Origin of the sequence: Streptacidiphilus sp. ASG 303 (assembly GCF_020991365.1) — a bacterium.
In the GTDB taxonomy this organism is placed as follows: domain Bacteria; phylum Actinomycetota; class Actinomycetes; order Streptomycetales; family Streptomycetaceae; genus Peterkaempfera.
This window is the reverse complement of record NZ_JAJLRA010000003.1, coordinates 32,423-50,043: the sequence shown is the minus strand read 5'-3', so window position 1 is coordinate 50,043 and position 17,621 is coordinate 32,423. Positions and strand designations below refer to the sequence as shown.

11 protein-coding genes are annotated in these 17,621 nt (G+C 74.6%); 5 read left to right on the top strand and 6 right to left on the bottom strand.

From position 1 onward, the window contains the following. Window positions 1-81: 81 nt before the first annotated feature. Window positions 82-1,419 (bottom strand): UDP-glucose/GDP-mannose dehydrogenase family protein, encoded by a 1,338-nt coding sequence (locus LO771_RS05065; protein WP_230648449.1) that lies wholly within the window; start codon window positions 1,417-1,419, stop codon window positions 82-84. A 144-nt stretch (window positions 1,420-1,563) separates the two neighbouring features. On the opposite strand from LO771_RS05065, the gene LO771_RS05060 reads away from it, so the two are divergent. Continuing rightward, window positions 1,564-2,721, top strand: a complete 1,158-nt coding sequence (locus LO771_RS05060) for an acyl-CoA dehydrogenase family protein (protein ID WP_230648447.1) — start codon at window positions 1,564-1,566, stop codon at window positions 2,719-2,721. A 178-nt stretch (window positions 2,722-2,899) separates the two neighbouring features. Here the strand turns inward: LO771_RS05060 and LO771_RS05055 are convergent, their stop codons facing one another. Further along, window positions 2,900-4,228 carry an LCP family protein gene (locus LO771_RS05055; protein WP_230648445.1) on the bottom strand — a complete coding sequence of 443 codons (1,329 nt, stop codon included), beginning with the start codon at window positions 4,226-4,228 and terminating at the stop codon, window positions 2,900-2,902. A 408-nt stretch (window positions 4,229-4,636) separates the two neighbouring features. Here LO771_RS05055 and LO771_RS05050 point away from each other — a divergent pair, with 408 nt between their 5' ends. Further along, window positions 4,637-5,515, top strand: a complete 879-nt coding sequence (locus LO771_RS05050) for an ABC transporter ATP-binding protein (RefSeq protein ID WP_374228073.1) — start codon at window positions 4,637-4,639, stop codon at window positions 5,513-5,515. Window positions 5,516-5,533: 18 nt separating this feature from the next. Beyond that, complete coding sequence (locus tag LO771_RS05045; protein ID WP_230648443.1) at window positions 5,534-8,107, top strand: ABC transporter permease; 2,574 nt, start codon at window positions 5,534-5,536, stop codon at window positions 8,105-8,107. 172 nt (window positions 8,108-8,279) lie between these two features. Here LO771_RS05045 and LO771_RS05040 read toward each other — a convergent pair whose 3' ends face one another. Beyond that, window positions 8,280-9,800, bottom strand: coding sequence for an LCP family protein (locus LO771_RS05040; RefSeq protein ID WP_230648442.1), 1,521 nt, complete (start codon window positions 9,798-9,800; stop codon window positions 8,280-8,282). 164 nt (window positions 9,801-9,964) lie between these two features. Between LO771_RS05040 and LO771_RS05035 the strand changes: the two genes are divergently transcribed. Continuing rightward, window positions 9,965-11,026: a glycosyltransferase family 2 protein gene (locus tag LO771_RS05035; RefSeq protein ID WP_230648441.1), complete on the top strand. Its 1,062-nt coding sequence runs from the start codon at window positions 9,965-9,967 to the stop codon at window positions 11,024-11,026. Between the two features lie 76 nt (window positions 11,027-11,102). After that, window positions 11,103-11,723 (top strand): acyltransferase, encoded by a 621-nt coding sequence (locus LO771_RS05030; RefSeq protein ID WP_230648440.1) that lies wholly within the window; start codon window positions 11,103-11,105, stop codon window positions 11,721-11,723. Window positions 11,724-11,795: 72 nt separating this feature from the next. Here the strand turns inward: LO771_RS05030 and LO771_RS05025 are convergent, their stop codons facing one another. The 3 genes from LO771_RS05025 to LO771_RS05015 all read right to left on the bottom strand — a co-directional run bounded on the left by LO771_RS05025 (window position 11,796) and on the right by LO771_RS05015 (window position 17,316). Beyond that, window positions 11,796-13,529, bottom strand: a complete 1,734-nt coding sequence (locus LO771_RS05025) for an LCP family protein (RefSeq protein WP_230648439.1) — start codon at window positions 13,527-13,529, stop codon at window positions 11,796-11,798. Between the two features lie 519 nt (window positions 13,530-14,048). Continuing rightward, on the bottom strand, window positions 14,049-15,485 hold the full coding sequence (locus LO771_RS05020) for an LCP family protein (protein ID WP_230648438.1): 1,437 nt from the start codon (window positions 15,483-15,485) through the stop codon (window positions 14,049-14,051). Window positions 15,486-15,933: 448 nt separating this feature from the next. Next, entirely contained in the window at window positions 15,934-17,316 is a 1,383-nt protein-coding gene (locus LO771_RS05015; RefSeq protein WP_308188839.1) for an LCP family protein, read from the bottom strand. Window positions 17,317-17,621: the final 305 nt, after the last annotated feature.

Sequence of the window (17,621 nt, the reverse complement as noted above, 5' to 3'; positions counted from 1 at the left end):
GGCGGCCGGACCCCGCCGCAGGCCTCTCCGGACGGGCCCGGCCGGACACGGCCGGACACGGCCGGGAGGGCCTGGCTCGGCTCAGCTCGGCCGGCCCAGCGCCCGGTAGGTCCAGCCCGCCGCCCGCCACGCCACCGGGTCCAGCACGTTCCGCCCGTCCAGGATCCGCCGCTCGGCCACCACCGCGCCCAGCGCCTCCGGGTCCATCTCCCGGAACTCCTGCCACTCCGTCAGGTGCAGCACCACGTGCGCGCCCCGGGCCGCCTCCAGGGCCGACTCCGCGTACGCCAGGCCCGGGAACATCTTGCGCGCGTTGTCCATCGCCTTCGGGTCGTACACCGCGACCTGCGCGCCCTGCAGCTGGATCTGCCCGGCGACGTTCAGCGCCGGCGAGTCCCGGATGTCGTCCGAGTTCGGCTTGAACGCCGCACCCAGCACCGCCACCCGGCGGCCCAGGAACCCGCCCCCGCACTGCTCCCGGGCCAGCTCCACCATCCGCGAGCGCCGCCGCATGTTGATCGAGTCGACCTCGCGCAGGAACGTCAGCGCCTGGTCCGCGCCCAGCTCCCCGGCCCGCGCCATGAACGCCCGGATGTCCTTCGGCAGGCACCCGCCGCCGAAGCCCAGCCCCGCGTTGAGGAACTTCCCGCCGATCCGCTCGTCGTACGACAGCGCCCGGCTCAGCTGCACCACGTCGGCGCCCGCGCTCTCGCAGACCTCCGCCATCGCGTTGATGAAGGAGATCTTGGTGGCCAGGAAGGAGTTCGCCGCGGCCTTCACCAGCTCCGCCGTCGCGAAGTCCGTCACCACGAACGGCACGCCCCGGCCGACGGGCGTCGCGTACACCTCCCGCAGCAGCGCCTCGGCCCGCTCGCTGCGCACGCCGACCACCAGCCGGTCCGGGTGCAGGGTGTCGCCCACCGCGAACCCCTCGCGCAGGAACTCCGGGTTCCACGCCAGCTCCGCCCGCTCCCCGACCGGGGCCAGCGAGGCCAGGCGGGCGGCCAGCCGGGCCGCGCTGCCGACCGGCACGGTGGACTTGCCCACCACCAGCGTCGGCCGGGTCAGGTGCGGCGCCAGCGCGTCGACGGCGGCGTCCACGTAGCTCATGTCGGCGGCGAACTCGCCGCCCTTCTGCGGCGTGTTCACGCAGACGAAGTGGACGTCGCCGAACTCCGCGACCTCCTCCACCGACGAGGTGAAGCGCAGCCGCCCGGTCGAGCCCTCGTGCCCGGCCACGTGCCGGACCAGCAGCTCCTCCAGCCCCGGCTCGTACATCGGCACCCGGCCGGCCGTCAGCGTGGCCACCTTGTCCGGGTCGATGTCGTAGCCCAGCACCTCGAAGCCCAGCTCGGCCATGCACGCCGCGTGGGTGGCGCCGAGGTACCCGGTGCCGATCACGGTGATCCTGAGTGTCACGGCCCTGCATCCCTCCGACGTCCCGACCGAACCCGGCGATGGTATCCGCCCCCCGCGGGCTGTCGCGCACGTCACGTGATGCGGGGGAGGGGCCCGGTCGTAGAATCGTGGGGGTACTTAACAGTAGTTAACCGGAGGGGTTCCGTGGCGGGCAGCGAAGACTTCGACCTTTTCCGCATCTCCGAGGAGCACGAGATGCTCCGCGACGCCGTGCGGTCGCTCGCGGAGGCGAAGATCGCCCCGTACGCGGCCGAGGTGGACGAGGAGGGCCGCTTCCCCCAGGAGGCGCTGGACGCCCTCCAGGCCAACGACCTCCACGCGGTGCACGTCCCGGAGACCTACGGCGGCGCGGGCGCGGACGCCCTCGCGACCGTCATCGTCATCGAGGAGGTCGCCCGCGTCTGCGCCTCCTCCTCGCTCATCCCGGCGGTCAACAAGCTGGGCTCGCTGCCGGTGCAGCTCTCCGGCTCCGAGGAGCTCAAGGCCAAGTACCTGGGCGCCCTCGCCCGGGGCGAGGGCATGTTCTCCTACTGCCTCTCCGAGCCCGAGGCCGGCTCGGACGCGGCCGGCATGAAGACCCGCGCGGTGCGCGACGGCGACTTCTGGGTGCTCAACGGCGTCAAGCGCTGGATCACCAACGCCGGCGTCTCGGAGTTCTACACGGTGATGGCCGTCACCGACCCCGAGAAGCGCTCCCGGGGCATCTCGGCGTTCGTGGTCGAGAAGGGCGACGAGGGCGTCTCCTTCGGCGCCCCGGAGAAGAAGCTCGGCATCAAGGGCTCCCCGACCCGCGAGGTCTACCTCGACAACGTCCGCATCCCCGCCGACCGCATGATCGGCGAGGAGGGCACCGGCTTCGCCACCGCGATGAAGACCCTGGACCACACCCGGATCACCATCGCCGCCCAGGCCCTCGGCATCGCCCAGGGCGCCCTCGACTACGCCAAGGGCTACGTCAAGGAGCGCAAGCAGTTCGGCAAGGCCGTCGCCGAGTTCCAGGGCGTCCAGTTCATGCTCGCCGACATGGCCATGAAGCTGGAGGCGGCCCGCCAGCTCACCTACTCCGCCGCCGCCAAGTCGCAGCGCGTCGACGCCGACCTCACCTTCTTCGGCGCCGCCGCCAAGTGCTTCGCCTCCGACGTCGCCATGGAGATCACCACCGACGCCGTCCAGCTCCTCGGCGGCTACGGCTACACCCGCGACTACCCGGTGGAGCGCATGATGCGCGATGCCAAGATCACGCAGATATACGAGGGGACGAACCAGGTCCAGCGGATCGTGATGGCCCGGAACCTGCCGTGACGGAGGCGGAAGCCGTCGCGTAGACGCAGACCGGAGGCGCCCCCGAGGGGGCGCCTCCGGCGTTTCCCGCCGCCCTGCCGGGCCGCTGTGCGGCGAAGGCCCGGGCCCCCGGAGAAGGGGGCCCGGGCCTTCGTGCCCCGGAGGGCGACGGCCGGTCCGGCGCGCCGCCCCGCGCCGGCTACTTCACGTCCGGGACGGCGGTGTCGTTGCGGAGGGCGTCGAAGACCGGCTTGGACCGCGAGTCGCTCCAGTCGACCGCGGAGCCCTCGGAGGTGGGCAGGCCCGGGTTGGCGATCGGCACGGTGATGGTCTTCCCGCTGCCGCTGCTCACGCCCTTCATGGCGAAGAACATGGAGGCCAGGTCGGTGAGCCCGCAGTCCTTGTCGACGATCAGGGTGCCCAGGCCGGAGCTGATCGTCGGGTACAGGGTGAAGGGGTTGGCGATGGTGGCGGGGGAGGCGGCCTCGTTGGCGATGGACGCCAGGAACTGCCGCTGGCGCTTCATGCGGCCGAGGTCGCCGGTGCCGTCCACGTAGCGGGAGCGCACGTACTTCAGCGAGTCGGTGCCGTTGAACTCCCGGCAGCCGGCCGGGAAGTCCGCGCCCGACTTGGCGTCCTTCATCGGCTTGTCCAGGCACATCCGCACCCCGCCGAGGGAGTCGACCAGGTCGCGGAAGCCCGCGAAGCCGATCTCCGCGTAGTGGTCGACGTGCAGCCCGGTCGCCGTCTCGACGGTCCTGACCAGCAGCGGGGCGCCGCCGATGGCGAACGCCGCGTTGATCTTGTGCTTGCGGGCCGAGACGGTCTGGCCCGGGTTGATGCTGCTCTGGTGGGCGGGGACGGTCACCCACGAGTCGCGCGGGATGCTCATCATGGTGTTCCCGTGGTCGCCTATGTGCAGCAGCATCATCGAGTCGGTGCGCTTGCCCTTGGCGCCCAGGCCGGTGTGCAGGTCCTTGGCGTCCTGCTTCGTCATGCCCTCGCGGCTGTCGGAGCCCACGATCAGCCAGTTGGTGCCCTTGCCCTCGCCGGGGCGGCCCGGGTAGTCCTGCAGCACGTCCTGGCGGCGCAGCTTGCCGTCGGCCCAGAACCAGGTGCCCGCGGTGACCACCAGCAGCGCGCACAGGAGGGTGAGCAGCGCCACCTTCACCTTGCGGCGGCGCGGCCAGCGGGAGGAGCGGACCGGGGAGGCGCCCGGCGGGGGCCCGTCGTGGTACCCGGGGGCGGCCGGGCCGCCCCCGTAGCCGCCCGAGGACTGCTGCGGGATGGTCGCGCCGTACCCGCCCGCGGGGGCGCCGGCGGCGGGGCCGCGCGGGTTGAGGCCGGGCGGCAGCGGGGGCTCGGCGGGGGACCCGGCCTGCCCGTACCCGCCGTGCGGGGCGCCGGGGCGGCGCTGCCGCTGCACGTGCGGCATCGAGCGGGTCGGCTCGGCGTCGCCGCCTCCGTACCCGCCGCCACCCTGGCCCTGCTGCGCGCCGCCGTAGCGGCCGTCCTCCCACGAGTTCATGCCGGAAGGATGCCCCATCCGGCCGATCGAACCCCAGCCGGGTGGCCGCTGTAGCAGAGTTGGTGCAGGTACGGGACGGCCCGGGGGCATGGTCGCGGGCCGGTCGCGGTGCAGGTGGGGGCGGACCGGCGGGCGGGGACCGGCCGGGGCGCGGGGGCACCCCGAGACGGCGTCCCCGGCCCCCCTAGGGGGCGCGGTCCGGCACCCCGGACAACCTCCGGTGCCGGGTTCCTCCCGCCGGAGGAGTCGCGGGGGGCGGTGCACCCCGTAGCGTCGTGGCATCCCGCCGGCCCACCGGGCCGGACGGGGAGGACCCCCGGCTGCGGAGGACCGTGCGCGGCGTGCCGCCGCGGTCCGGCCCCGCGGCCGGGCGGCACCGGGCAGGACCGCGACCGAGGAGTGAGACCAGTGACGACGGCAGCAGCAGCCCCCTTCGGGTCCCCTGCGGCGGGAGCGCCCGCGGGAGCGGCCGGCGGCGCGCCGGCCGTCGCGGCGAGCGCGCGGCAGGTGACCAAGGCGTACGGCACCGGCGAGACCCGGGTGACGGCGCTGGACGCGGTCGACGTGGACATCGCCCGCGGGCGGTTCACGGCGATCATGGGCCCGTCGGGTTCGGGCAAGTCCACGCTGATGCACTGCCTCGCGGGCCTGGACTCGGTCACCTCCGGCCGGATCCTGATCGGGGACACCGAGATCACGGGGCTGAAGGACAGGCAGCTGACCCGGCTGCGCCGGGACAAGATCGGCTTCATCTTCCAGGCGTTCAACCTGCTGCCGACCCTGAACGCGCTGGAGAACATCACCCTGCCGATGGACATCGCCGGCCGCCGTCCCGACCGCGCGTGGCTGGACCAGGTCGTAGAGACCGTCGGCCTCGCCGACCGCCTGCGGCACCGGCCCGCCCAGCTCTCCGGCGGCCAGCAGCAGCGGGTCGCGGTGGCCCGCGCCCTGGCCTCCCGGCCCGAGATCATCTTCGGCGACGAGCCCACCGGCAACCTCGACTCCCGCGCGGGCGCCGAGGTGCTCACCTTCCTGCGCCGCTCGGTGGACGAGCTCGGCCAGACCATCGTCATGGTCACCCACGACCCGGTGGCCGCCGGCTACGCCGACCGCGTGCTCTTCCTCGCCGACGGCCGGATCGTCGACGAGATGGCCGACCCCACCGCCGACGCCGTCCTGGAGCGCATGCTGCGCTTCTCCGGCGCCGACGCCCCCGCCGCGGGCGCCCGGCCCGCCCCCGCCCCGGACGCCCTCCGCAAGGGCGCCGACGACCGCACCGCCGGCTGACGGGGACGGGACACGGCCATGATGCTCAGGACCTCCCTCAGGAACCTCCTCGCCCACAAGGGCCGGGTGGCGCTCTCGCTGGTCGCGGTGGTGCTCTCGGTCTCCTTCGTCTCCGGCACCCTCGTCTTCGCGGACACCGCCACCGCCACCTTCGACCGCCTCTTCGCCTCCACCGCCGCCGACGTCTCGGTGAGCCCGAAGGGCGCGGGCTCCGACGACGACCGGCAGTACGGCGGCGCCCGGGCCGCGACCCTGCCCGACTCCGTGGTGCGGCGGGTGGCCGCGCAGCCCGGCGTGCGCAGCGCCGCCGGCGACGTCTCGGTGCAGGACGCCACCGTCGTCGACCCCGCGACCGGCAAGGCGATCGGCCCGACCGGCGGCGCCCCGACCATCGCCGGCAACTGGTACGAGACCCCCAACCCCGCCCTGCGGATCACCTCCGGCCGGGTCCCGCACGGCCCCGGCGAGGCGGTCCTGGACGCGGACACCGCCGGGAAGGCCGGCCTGGGGACCGGGGACGCGCTGCGCGTGGTCACCCCGTTCGGCGACCACCGCCTCACCATCTCCGGCGTCGCCACCTTCACCACCACCAACCCCGGCGCCGCGCTGGTCTTCTTCGACACCCCGACCGCGCAGCGGTACCTGCTGGGCCGGACCGGCGTCTTCACCTCGGTCGCCGCGTACGGCGACGGCAGCCGCAGCGACGACCGGGTCAAGGCGGAGGTCACCGCTGAGCTGGGCCCCTCCTACACGGTGCGGACCGCCGCCGAGTCGGCCGCGCAGGCCAAGGTGGGCGTGGGCGGCTTCCTCGACTTCATGAAGTACGCGATGCTCGGCTTCGCCGGGATCTCGCTGCTGGTCGGCGCGTTCCTCATCGTCAACACCTTCTCCATGCTGGTCGCCCAGCGGACCCGCGAGATCGGCCTGCTCCGGGCCGTCGGCGGCAGCCGCGCCCAGGTCAACCGCTCGGTGCTGGCGGAGGCGCTGCTGCTCGGCCTCCTCGGCTCCACGCTGGGCCTGGCGGCGGGCCTCGGCCTCGCGGTGGGCCTGGTCCGGCTGATCGGGTCGCTCGGGATGCACCTGGACGCCTCCGAGCTCTCCGTCCGGGGCTACGTGCCCGCGGTGGCGTACGCGATCGGCGTCGTCGTCACGGTCCTCGCCGCCTGGCTGCCCGCCCGCCGGGCGTCCCGGATCTCGCCGATGGCCGCGCTGCGCGACCACGGCACCCCGGCCGAGCCCTCCGCCCACCGGGTCCGGGCCGCCGTCGGCCTGGTGCTCACCGCGGCGGGCGCCGCGGCGCTGGCCGGCGCGGCGGCGTCGCACGGCGGCGCGGCCGGCGGGTCGCTGCTGGGGCTGGGCGTGGTGCTGACGCTGGTCGGCTTCGTGGTGGCGGGTCCGCTGCTGGCGGCCGGGGTGGTGCGGGTGCTCGGCGCGGCGCTCCCGGCCCTGTTCGGCCCGGCCGGGACGCTCGCCCAGCGCAACGCGCTGCGCAACCCGCGCCGCACCGGCGCCACCGCCGCCGCGCTGATGATCGGCCTGGCCCTGGTGACGGGCGCGTCGGTGGTGACCTCCTCGATGGTCTCCTCCGCCTCCAGCCAGATCGACCGGTCGGTCGGCGCGGACTACGTGGTCCGCTCGGCCTCCGGCGCCCTCCCGCCGCAGGTCGTCCGGGCGGTCACCGGCACCTCCGGGCTCGACCACGTCAGCCGGCAGAAGCAGGTGCCCGCCACGGTCACCACCCCGGACGGGAGGAGCACGGAGACCGGCGTCAACGCCGTCAGCCCCACCTACGCCAGGGACCTGCGGGTGCCCGCGGCCTCCGGCGACTTCGGCGCCGCCCTGACCCGCGGCATCTCGGTGGACCAGGGCTTCGCCGACGCCCACCGCCTGAAGGTCGGCGACCCGCTGAAGGTCGCCTTCCGGGGCGGCGCGACCGAGACCCTGCCGGTCGCCGCGGTCACCGCCGACGACAGCGAGCTGTACAAGGGCCAGCTGTTCGTGGGCCTGGCCGTCGCCGAGCGGGCGCTGCCCGCCGACCGGCTGCCGCTGGACGTCATGCTCCTCGCCGCCGCGGCTCCCGGCGCGGACACCGGCAAGGTCTACGCCGACCTGCAGAAGTCGCTCGCCGACTACCCGCAGGTGCAGGTCAAGGACCAGGCCGACTACAAGGCGCTGATCCGCAAGCAGGTCGACCAGCTGCTGTCCATGGTCTACGGCCTGCTGGGACTCGCGATCGTGGTGGCGGTGCTCGGCGTCGTCAACACCCTGGCCCTGTCGGTGGTGGAGCGGACCCGGGAGATCGGCCTGCTCCGCGCCCTCGGACTGTCCCGGCGCCAGCTGCGCCGCATGGTCCGCCTGGAGTCGGTGGTGATCGCGGTCTTCGGCGCGGTCCTCGGCACCGGTCTGGGCCTGGCGTGGGGGACGGCGGCGCAGCGGGTCCTGGAGTCCCAGGGCCTCGACCTGCTGACGGTCCCGGTCGGCACCATCGCCGCGGTCTTCGCCGGCGCGGCGCTGGTCGGCCTGCTGGCGGCCCTGGGCCCGGCGTTCCGCGCCTCGCGGATGAACGTGCTGGCGGCCATCGCCACCGACTGACGCCGGTCCGCCGGACGGGGGCGGCCCCGGTGCACCCCGCGTGCGCCGGGGCCGCCCTGCTGTCCGTGTGCGGGGGGAGAGGCGTGCGGGGGAAGGGGAGAGGCGTGCGGGGCCGTCCCGGGCGGCCGGCGTCCCGCCCCCGCGTCCCGCCCCGCGCCCGCCCCCGCCCGGGTCAGGGGCAGGCGGCCCGGGTGGCGGTGGTGGTGGCCGAGGGGACGGCCGCCGGGTGCGGGGCGACGGTGACCCGCCGGGGCGCGGTGTGGTCGGAGCCGACGACCACCTGGAGGACGGCGCCGAGCCCGGGCACCGGGACCAGCCGGGCGCCGGGGAGGGCGGCGGCGAGGGTCCGCACGGACTCGTCCCACCGGGGGTCGTACCGGACGGCGGTGCGGGCGGCGCCGCCGCCCGCGGCGTTGGAGGCCAGTCCGGTGGTGGCGAAGCCCGCCTGCCGGAGCTCCCGGTCGACGCGGGCGCCCAGGCCGGGGGTGCGGGTGCCGTTGAGCACCTGGACCCGGACCTGCAGCGGCGGGACGGTCAGGGCGCGGCCGCCCGGGGCCGGGGCGGCGGTGCGGTGCGCTGCGGCGCCGCCCGTGCTCCCGGCGGAGGGGGCGCCCGGGCCCGTCCCGCCCGTGCCCGGGGCCCCCGTGCCCGGCGCGGCCGGCAGCGGCCGGTCGTGGCGCAGGGCGTCGAAGAGGGCCCGGGCGGCGGGCGCGTCCCACAGCACGGTGGAGCCCCAGCCCGGGACGACGTGGTTGACGTCGGCGACCGGGACGGTCGTGAAGGCGGCGTCGTCGGTGGAGAAGCCGCGCAGCGAGGAGGCGAGGTCCAGCAGGTCCCGGGTGGACAGGCCCCGGTCGGCCTTGACGGACGCCAGGGCGGTGCCCATCACCCGGCCGAGCCTGGCGGGATTGAGCAGGGTGCCCCCGGAGGTGGCCTCGTGCAGGACCTGCGCGACCAGCCGCTGCTGGCGCTGCATGCGGCCGAGGTCGGAGCTGGCGTCCACGTGCCGGGCGCGGACGTACTTCAGCGCGCCCGCGCCGTCGAGGCGGGTGGCCCCGGCGGGCAGGTCGAGGCCGGCGTAGGTGTCGTGGAGGGGGACGGCGCTGCACACCTCGACGCCGCCGAGGGCGTCGACGGTGGAGACGAAGGTGCGGAAGTCGACCTCCAGGTAGTGGTCGACGCGCAGTCCGGTGGCCTGCTCCACGGTCTGCACGGTGAGCGGCGCCCCGCCCATCCCGTACGCGGCGTTGATCTTGCCGCGTCCGGCGCTCACCGGCCTGCCGGTGGCGGGGTCGGTGTGGGCGGGGATGGTGACGTAGGAGTCGCGGGGGATGCTGACGACGGTGGCCCGGGAGCGGTCGCGCGAGAGGTGGACCAGCATCATCGTGTCGGTGCAGTGGCAGGACTCGCCGCCGGCGTGCAGGACCTCCTTGAGGCGCCGGCGCGGGATGCCCTCGCGGTCGTCGGTGCCGACGAGGAGGAAGGTGGGCGCGCTGCCGTCGGAGGCGGCGGGCCGGTCGTGCGCCCCGGCGAAGGCGTCGACGCGGCCGAGGGAGTCCCCGACGCCGTTCAGGACGCTCCAACCCGCGCCCGAGGTGGCGAGGACGCCGAGGGAGAGGGCGCCGGCGAGCCGGGCCCCCCAGCGGCGCCGTCGGGTCGCGGCGGGATCGGGGACGGGGGAGTCGTCGGGCACTCCTGCGACGGTAGGCGTGTCCGCGGCGCCGGGGGCGCAGCACACGCTGCCGCGCGCCCCGTTGCGCCTTTTCGGGTGAATGGATCCGCTTCTCCTTGACATGAACTGCGTCACCGTGGCGGGCGGGGAGCGGCGGGGTGCGGGCCACCTGTACGGTGGGCGCGATGAGCGCCAACACTGCCGAGGAGCTGCCGGCGGTCTCCGTGATCATGCCGGTGCTCAACGAGGAACGACACCTGCGGACCGCCGTCCGCCACATCCTGGAGCAGGACTACGCCGGCGGGCTGGAGGTGGTGATCGCGCTCGGCCCCTCCACCGACCGGACCGACGAGATCGCCGCGGCCCTCGCCGCCGAGGACCCCCGCGTCCGCACGGTCCCCAACCCCACCGGCCGCACCCCGGCGGCGCTGAACGCGGCCATCCGCGGCTCCCGCCACCCCGTGGTGGTCCGCGTCGACGGCCACGGCATGCTCACCCCCGGCTACATCGCGACCGCGGTGCGGCTGCTGGCGGAGAAGGGCGCGGCCAACGTCGGCGGCATCATGCACGCCGAGGGCGAGACGGAGTGGGAGAAGGCCGTCGCGGCCGCCATGACCTCCCGCATCGGCGTCGGCAACGCCGCCTTCCACACCGGGGGCGAGGCGGCCCCGGCCGACACCGTGTACCTCGGCGTCTTCCGCCGCGAGGTGCTGGAGCGCCTCGGCGGCTACAACGAGGAGTTCGTCCGCGCCCAGGACTGGGAGCTCAACTACCGCATCCGGCAGGGCGGCGGCCTCATCTGGTTCACCCCCGAGCTGCGGGTCTCCTACCGGCCGCGCCCCTCGGTGCGGGCCCTGGCGAAGCAGTACAAGGACTACGGCCGCTGGCGCCGGGTCGTCACCCGCTACCACCGCGGCTCGGTGAACCTGCGCTACCTGGCGCCCCCGGCGGCCCTCGCCGGCGTCGTCGGCGGGCTGATGCTGGGCGCGGCCGTGCACCCGGTGTTCCTGGCGGTCCCCGGCGCCTACGCCGCGGCGATCCTGCTGGGCTCGCTCAAGGAGGGCCGCGGCCTCTCCGCCCGGGCCCGGCTCCGGCTGCCGGTCGCCCTCGCCACCATGCACATGTCCTGGGGCTGGGGCTTCCTCACCTCGCCGCGCTCGCTGGCCCGCCGCGTCATCGCCAGCAGGGCCCCCGAGGCCGGCGCCGTCGGCAGCCGCACCCTCGACGGGAGCCTCGCCGACCGCTGAACCTCCCCGCACCGGCCGCCCCCGCTCGGTACGCTCGCGCCATCCGCAGGCACGGGACGACCGGAAGGGGCGGCCGATGGCGTCGCAGGGCGGTACGGGGGGCATCCAGCCGAGCGCGGACGTCGACGCGCGCGCGGAGATCGGCGACGGCACCCTCGTCTGGCACCTGGCCCAGGTCCGGGAGGGCGCGGTGGTCGGCCGCGACTGCATCATCGGCCGGGGCGCCTACGTCGGCCCCGGCGTGCGGCTCGGCGACCGCGTCAAGCTGCAGAACCACGCGCTGGTCTACGAGCCGGCCGTGGTGGAGGACGGCGTCTTCGTCGGCCCGGCCGCGGTGCTCACCAACGACCTCTACCCGCGGTCCGTCGACCCGGACGGGAAGCTCAAGCGCGGCGACGACTGGGACGCCCGCGGGGTCGTCCTCCGCGAGGGCTGCTCCGTCGGCGCGCGGGCCGTGCTCGTCGCCGGGGTCACCGTGGGCCGCTGGGCGCTGGTCGCCGCGGGCGCCGTGGTCCACCGCGACGTGCCGGACTTCGCGCTGGTCGCCGGGGTCCCGGCCCGCCGCATCAAGTGGGTCGGCCGCGCCGGCGAGCCGCTGGAGCCCGCGGGCGGGGACGGGGACGGCACCCTCCGCTGGCGCTGCCCCCGCACGGGTGAGGAGTACGCCGAGCGGGACGGGGCGCTGGTCCAGGCCTGACGGGCGGGACCGGGCGGGGGCCTGACCGGCGGGGCGCCGCCCGGCCCGCGCACCCGCCGGACGCGGCCGGGCCTACCAGATGTAGATGTAGCGGCCGTCCGCGTACTTCGCCGTGTTCACCCGCATGCACTGGCCCTTGTCGGTCTCGGCGTTCTGGGAGACCGCGGTGGCCGGGAGGTCGCCGGCCTTCGGCAGGGTGCTCGCGAAGTCGGTCCCGCTGCTCCAGTCCGCGCCGATCACCACCGTGGTGCGGTCGACGCGGGGGGACGCGGTCGTCCGGGACACGGGTATGCCGAGCGCCGCGGCCACCGCGAGGGCCTGCGCCCTGTCGGCGGCCGGGTAGAAGACGGAGGTCGTCTTCGCGGTGAGCGGGGTCGCGTCCACCGACGCCTGGGAGAAGCCCCGGGCGGTGAGGAACCCCGCCATGGCGCGCGCACGGCCGTTGACCCCGCCGCCGTTGCGCACGGCCACCCGCACGGCGGCCTTGTCGACGGGCGCGGAGGGCGCGGCGGCGGGGGACGCGGCGGTGGAGGAGGCCGGGGACGCGCCCCCCGCGGCGCCCGCGCCCCTGCCGCCCGCGGCCTTCGCGGGGCCGTTCCGGTCCAGCGGGATGTCGTTCGCGATCATCGCGAACACCCGGGCGGCCTCGGGCCTGGGCTGCACGTGCGCCTGGTCCGTGGGGATGTAGGAGAACGGCATCGTTGTCATGGTGATGCGCCGGGTCGGGACCTTGTTCAGGTCCAGGGCCAGGTCCGCCAGTGCCTTGATGCTGCTCAGCCCGTCGTCCACGGTGAGGGATTTCGTCGCCTGCTGGGCCAGCGCGTTGAGCTTCAGCGGATTGGCCAGCGTGCTGGCCGCCTTCATCTGCCGGATCAGCGAGTTCATGTAGAGGTGCTGGGCGTGGGTCCGCCCGATGTCGGTCCCGTCCTCGAAGGCGTGCCGGGTGCGGAGCCACTCCAGCGCCTGCACGCCGCGGATGACGTGGGTGCCCTGCGGGAGCCTCAGGTGCGACCCCACCACGTGCCGGCGGCCCTGCCGGTCGACGGAGACCTGGTTGTCGGAGACGTTGTGGTCGACGCAGACCGGTACGCCGCCCACGGCGCCGGCCATGTCCACCACGCCGCCGAAGTCCACCATCATGTAGTGGTCGATGTGGATCCGGGTGAGCTGCTCCCACGTGCCCACCACGCACCCGGGGCCGCCGCGGCCCAGGCTGGTGGTGATGATGTCGTGCACCGCGGGGAAGGACTGGCCGGTCTTCGGATCCCTGCAGGGCGGTATGTCGACCTTGGTGTCGCGGGGGATGCTGAGGACCGAGGCGTTGCTGCGGTCGGCCGAGACGTGCACGAGCATCTCGACGTCCGCGTGCGGCGGGCCGCTGTCGCAGGCTCCGCCGAGGGCGCAGTCGCGCTTGTCCCCGCGGCCGTCCGAGCCGAGCATCAGGATGTTGAGGGGGGTCTGCCCGGCGGCGTTCGCCCGGGTCTGCGGCACGTTGACGTCGCTGGTGTTGAGGGCGCCGTGCTTGATGTTGGCGTTCAGGCTCTCGTAGTAGAACCAGCCCGAGGCGGCGGCGGCCACGAGGCAGGTGCCCGCGCCGATCGCGACCGGCTTCAGGAAGCGCTTCGCGCCGGTCTTCCGCTTCCGGCGGCCCGGCCGCTGCCGGGCCTCCTGACGCGCCCGCTGCCGCGGTCCCGGGACACGGGGGGCGTCGGCCGCGGGGGTGGCGCCGGTCCGGGCGGAGGCGGTGGTGCCGGTCCGGGCGGCGTGTCCGCCGCCCGTGGTGCCGGAGCCGTCGTGCGAGGCCATCGGGGTCCCTCCACCTGTCCGCGGAAAGGCCGGAACTGTCGTGCGCGGCCGGGGGCGCTCAATCTAACACCGGGTGACGATCCCTCAGTAAGCCCGGAGGGAATGCAAACCCTTATGGTCCGGTGATGTATGTCACGCGCCCCGCATGCAACCTTTCGTGCACGAACCGGAATGTGCGGAACGTGCACGGAAGGTGACTCGCCCGTCGGTCCGTGCGGAAAGGGGCGGGTCGCGCGAGGCTCTTCCGTGCCCCCGGAACGCAGGTGAAAGCGCAGGTCGCAGGGCTCCGGCCGCCCGACTGCCCTTTCCTGACGGGTTTCGGACGGGATGTCGGACGCGGCGGACCGCCGACGCCCCGGAACGGTTCGCGGAACGGTTCGCGGAACGCGCCCCGGAGCGGTTCGCGGAACAGCCTGCGGAACGGCCCGGCACCCTCCCCGGAATCCGGGGGCGGCGGTCCCCCTTTCCGCCCGGAGGGCGGTCCCGCGGTCCGGCCCGGCGGCCGGCCGCGGTCCGGGGTCAGTAGGTGTAGAACCCGCCCTGGTCCACGACGTGCATGCAGCCCTTCTCGTCCGCGGTCCTCGCGTCCGCCGACCTGGGGACGGCGCCCGCCTTCGGTGCGGCCTGCACCGGGAACGCGGTGCCCTCCGTCCAGTCCCCGCCGATGACGACCGCCACGCCGGCGCCGCCGCCGGCCGATCGGGACAGCGCGGAGGCGGGCAGCTTCAGGGCCGCGGCCACGGCCTGGGCCTCGGCGCGGTGCCCCGCACCGAAGGAGACCGTGGTCCTGGCCTGCGCCGGGGCGTTCCCCGGGACCCCGACGGCCGCCTTGGTGAAGCCGGCGCCGGTGAGCGCGCCGGCGACCACGGAGGCCCGCCGGCGGACGGGGGTGCCGTTCTGCACGGTGACGGCGACCGCCGCCCGGTCGACGGCCGGAGCCGGAGAGGCCGTCGGGGAGGCGGACGCGGGCTTCGCGGCCTTCGGCTTCCCGTTGCCGTCCAGCGGGGTGTCGGCGAGCAGCATCTGCCAGATCCGGTCGGCGTCGGGCTTGTTCAGCACGACGGTCGCCCTGGGGTTCCGCGGGTCGGGCAGGACCGGGATGGTGAGGGTGGAGATGCGGTTGGTCGGCACCTTCCGCAACTCGGTCCCCAGGTCGTAGAGCTTCCTGATGCTGTCGAGGCCGTCGTCGACCTTGAGGGCCCGGGTGGCGGCCTCCGCCAGGTCCATCAGCTTGCCCGGGTTGGTGAGCGTGCCCTGCTCCTTCAGCATCCGGATCATCGAGCTGAGGTACATGTGCTGGGCTTTGGTGCGGTTGAGGTCGCTGCCCCAGGCGTCCCTGGTGCGCAGCCACATGAGGGACTGCTCCTTGTCCAGGTAGTTGTCGCCCGCGGGCAGCTTCAGGCCGGTGCCGCCGTGGCTGTTCCTCCGGTCGTAGAGGTTCTCGTCGACGCAGACCTTCACCTTGCCGACGGCCTGCGCCATGTCCACCACGCCGCCGAAGTCGATCATCATGAAGTGGTCGATCTCGAGACCGGTCAGCTCGGTCCAGGTGCCCAGCACGCAGCCCGGGCCGCCGTGGGCCAGGGAGGCGTTGATGCGGGTGTAGGGCGAGGCCTTCCAGTCCTGCTTCCCGTCCGCGCTGCGGCATTCGGGAATGGTCACCATGGTGTCGCGGGGGATGCTGATGAGCGAGGCGTTGCTGCGGTCGGCGGAGACGTGGAGCAGCATCTGCACGTCCGCGAGCGGCGGGTCGTTCCTCAGGTCCTTGCCGCCGCCCAGCTCCCGGGCGCGCTCGGTGGCCCGGCTGTCCGAGCCGAGCAGCAGGATGTTCAGCGGGACCTGGCCGAAGGCGTTGGGTGCGGTGCGCTGTCCCGTGGCGTCGCTGAGGTTCTTCTTCGACGACTGGATATTGCCGTTGAGATGCTCGTAGTAGAGCCACCCGGAAAGGGCGGCCACCGCCACGCAGGCGCCGGTTCCGATGGCAGCCCATTTCAGGTACCGCCGGGCGCCGGTTTTGGGCCTCCGGCGGCTTCCCGGTATTTTCGGCGTATCATCCGCCGGACGCTGGACCGGAATTCCGGACGCCGCCGGGCCGCCGCCCCGGCGGCCGGAGGGGGCGGTTCCGCGGGGGTCGGGCGTCCCGCCGACCGGGGCGGCGCGGTCATGCGTGGCCATCGGTCGGTTCACCTTCCCCCGGAGGACGCCGGCGGCCGGCCGGCCGCCGCCATTCCGCAATCTACCTTTCTGCGGACCCTCCGCGCACATGTCCGGGGGAATGAGGGGGGCAATAGGGCGCTGTGATGCAGATCACGCACGGCGCGGTGCAACCTTTTGCCGCGCAATTGCGTGCGGGTGTTCCGGCGGGGTGAATGCGCACCGCGTGCGGACCGTCACTGACGGTGCGTCACTTCGCGCAGGCGTTGGTGTCGGACGCCTCGACGCGCTGCAGGCCCGAGGGGGCGGCCGTCGGCACGGTCAGCGGGACGCCGGGACCCTGGAAGTCCTTGCCGAGCACCAGCAGCATCGGGTCCCTCTCCCCGGTGCCGTACTGGTCGGTGGCCTTCATCTGGGAGGCGGGCAGGCCCAGGGCCGCGGCGAGCGTGCGGGCCTGGTCCGCGTGGGCGGGGGCGTAGTACAGGACCGTCTTCTCCGTCTCCGGGGCGTTGGCGCCGTTGCTGCTGCGGAGGAAGCCCTGGGTGTTCTGCATCCAGTCGACCGTGGTCTGCGCCTGTCCGGTCACGCCGCTGCCGTTCTTCACCGTCACCCGCACGTCGGCGGGGGCCGCCTTGGCGGTGGCCTGCGGCGAGGGGGTGCCGGCGGGCGCGGCGTGCTTCTTCTTCACCTTGGTGAGCGACTGGTCCGCCGCGACCAGGGCGAAGAGCTGCCGGGCGTCCGGCTGCTTGAGCACGAGGCGGTTCTTGTCCGTCGGGTCGTCCAGGACCGGGACGGTCGTGAAGGTGATGTGCTTGGTGTCGACTCCGCCGAGGTCCTGGGCGAGGTCCTTCAGCTTGAACACGCCGGCGATGGCGTCGTCGACCGTCAGCGCCTTCGTGGCCGCGTCCGCGAGCTTCAGCAGCCTGGTCGGGCTGGTCAGCGTCCCGTCGCTCTTCACCTTGCGGATCAGGCCGCTGATGAACTGCTGCTGGAGCGGGATGCGGGTGAGGTCTCCGCCGAAGCCGACCGCGTGCCGGGTGCGGACGAAGGCCAGCGCCTCGTCGCCCATGATGGTGTGCCGGCCCGCCGTCATGTTCAGGTGCGACTTGGGGTCGACGAGGTTCTTCGCGGCGCAGACCTCGACGCCGCCGACGGCGGTGGAGATGGTCTTCACGGCCTCGAAGTTCACCTCGACGAAGTGGTCGATGCGCACGCCGGTCAGCTGCTCGACCGTCTTCCAGGTGCAGCCGGGGTCGCGGTCGTCCTGGCCCAGGCTGGTGTTGAACATGGCGTTCTCCTGGCCCGGGATGACCTTGTCCCCCGTCTTGCACTCGGGGATCTTCACCATGAGGTCGCGCGGGATGGAGACGGCGGTGGCGTTGGTCCGGTCCGCGGAGACGTGGAAGAGGAAGGTCGTGTCGGCGTGGCCGACGCTGCCCGCGTCGCCGTACTTCTTCCCCAGCCCCTTCCGGCTGTCGGTGCCGATGACCAGGATGTTCATCGCCTTGTTGGCGGACTTCGGGCGGTCCGCCTCGTCGCCGAGGTTCACCCGGACACCGGTGATGTTGCCGTTGAAGTGCTGGTAGGCGTAGATGCCCCCGGCGCAGCCGGCCACCAGGACGAAGCCGCCCACGCCCGCCGTCCACTTCAGGGCGCGGCCCTTCCGGGACGGCGCCCGGCCCGCCTTGCGGCGCGCGGCCCTGCCGCCGGCCTCCGGCACCGCCGTGGCGGGACCGGGCCGGGCGCCGCGCGCCCTGCGGGCCGCGGCGCGGCCCCCCTGCGGGGGGACGCCGGAGGCGGCGCGGTCCTCGGCGGGGGCGGCGCCGCGCGGGCGGCCCGCCGTACCGGCGGCAGGGCGGCCTCCGGGGCCGCCCTGCCGGGGTACGCCGCCCGACCGGCGGCCGGGTGCCCCGATGCCTGGCGCCCCGGATCCGGTTG

What these genes read in the sequence shown, in the direction of transcription:
- LO771_RS05055 (WP_230648445.1), bottom strand. Translation starts at nt 4,228, where the DNA reads ATGAACTCGTGGGAGGACGGCCGCTACGGCGGCGCGCAGCAGGGCCAG.
- LO771_RS05045 (WP_230648443.1), top strand. Translation starts at nt 5,534, where the DNA reads ATGATGCTCAGGACCTCCCTCAGGAACCTCCTCGCCCACAAGGGCCGG.
- LO771_RS05035 (WP_230648441.1), top strand. Translation starts at nt 9,965, where the DNA reads ATGAGCGCCAACACTGCCGAGGAGCTGCCGGCGGTCTCCGTGATCATG.
- LO771_RS05030 (WP_230648440.1), top strand. Translation starts at nt 11,103, where the DNA reads ATGGCGTCGCAGGGCGGTACGGGGGGCATCCAGCCGAGCGCGGACGTC.
- LO771_RS05025 (WP_230648439.1), bottom strand. Translation starts at nt 13,529, where the DNA reads ATGGCCTCGCACGACGGCTCCGGCACCACGGGCGGCGGACACGCCGCC.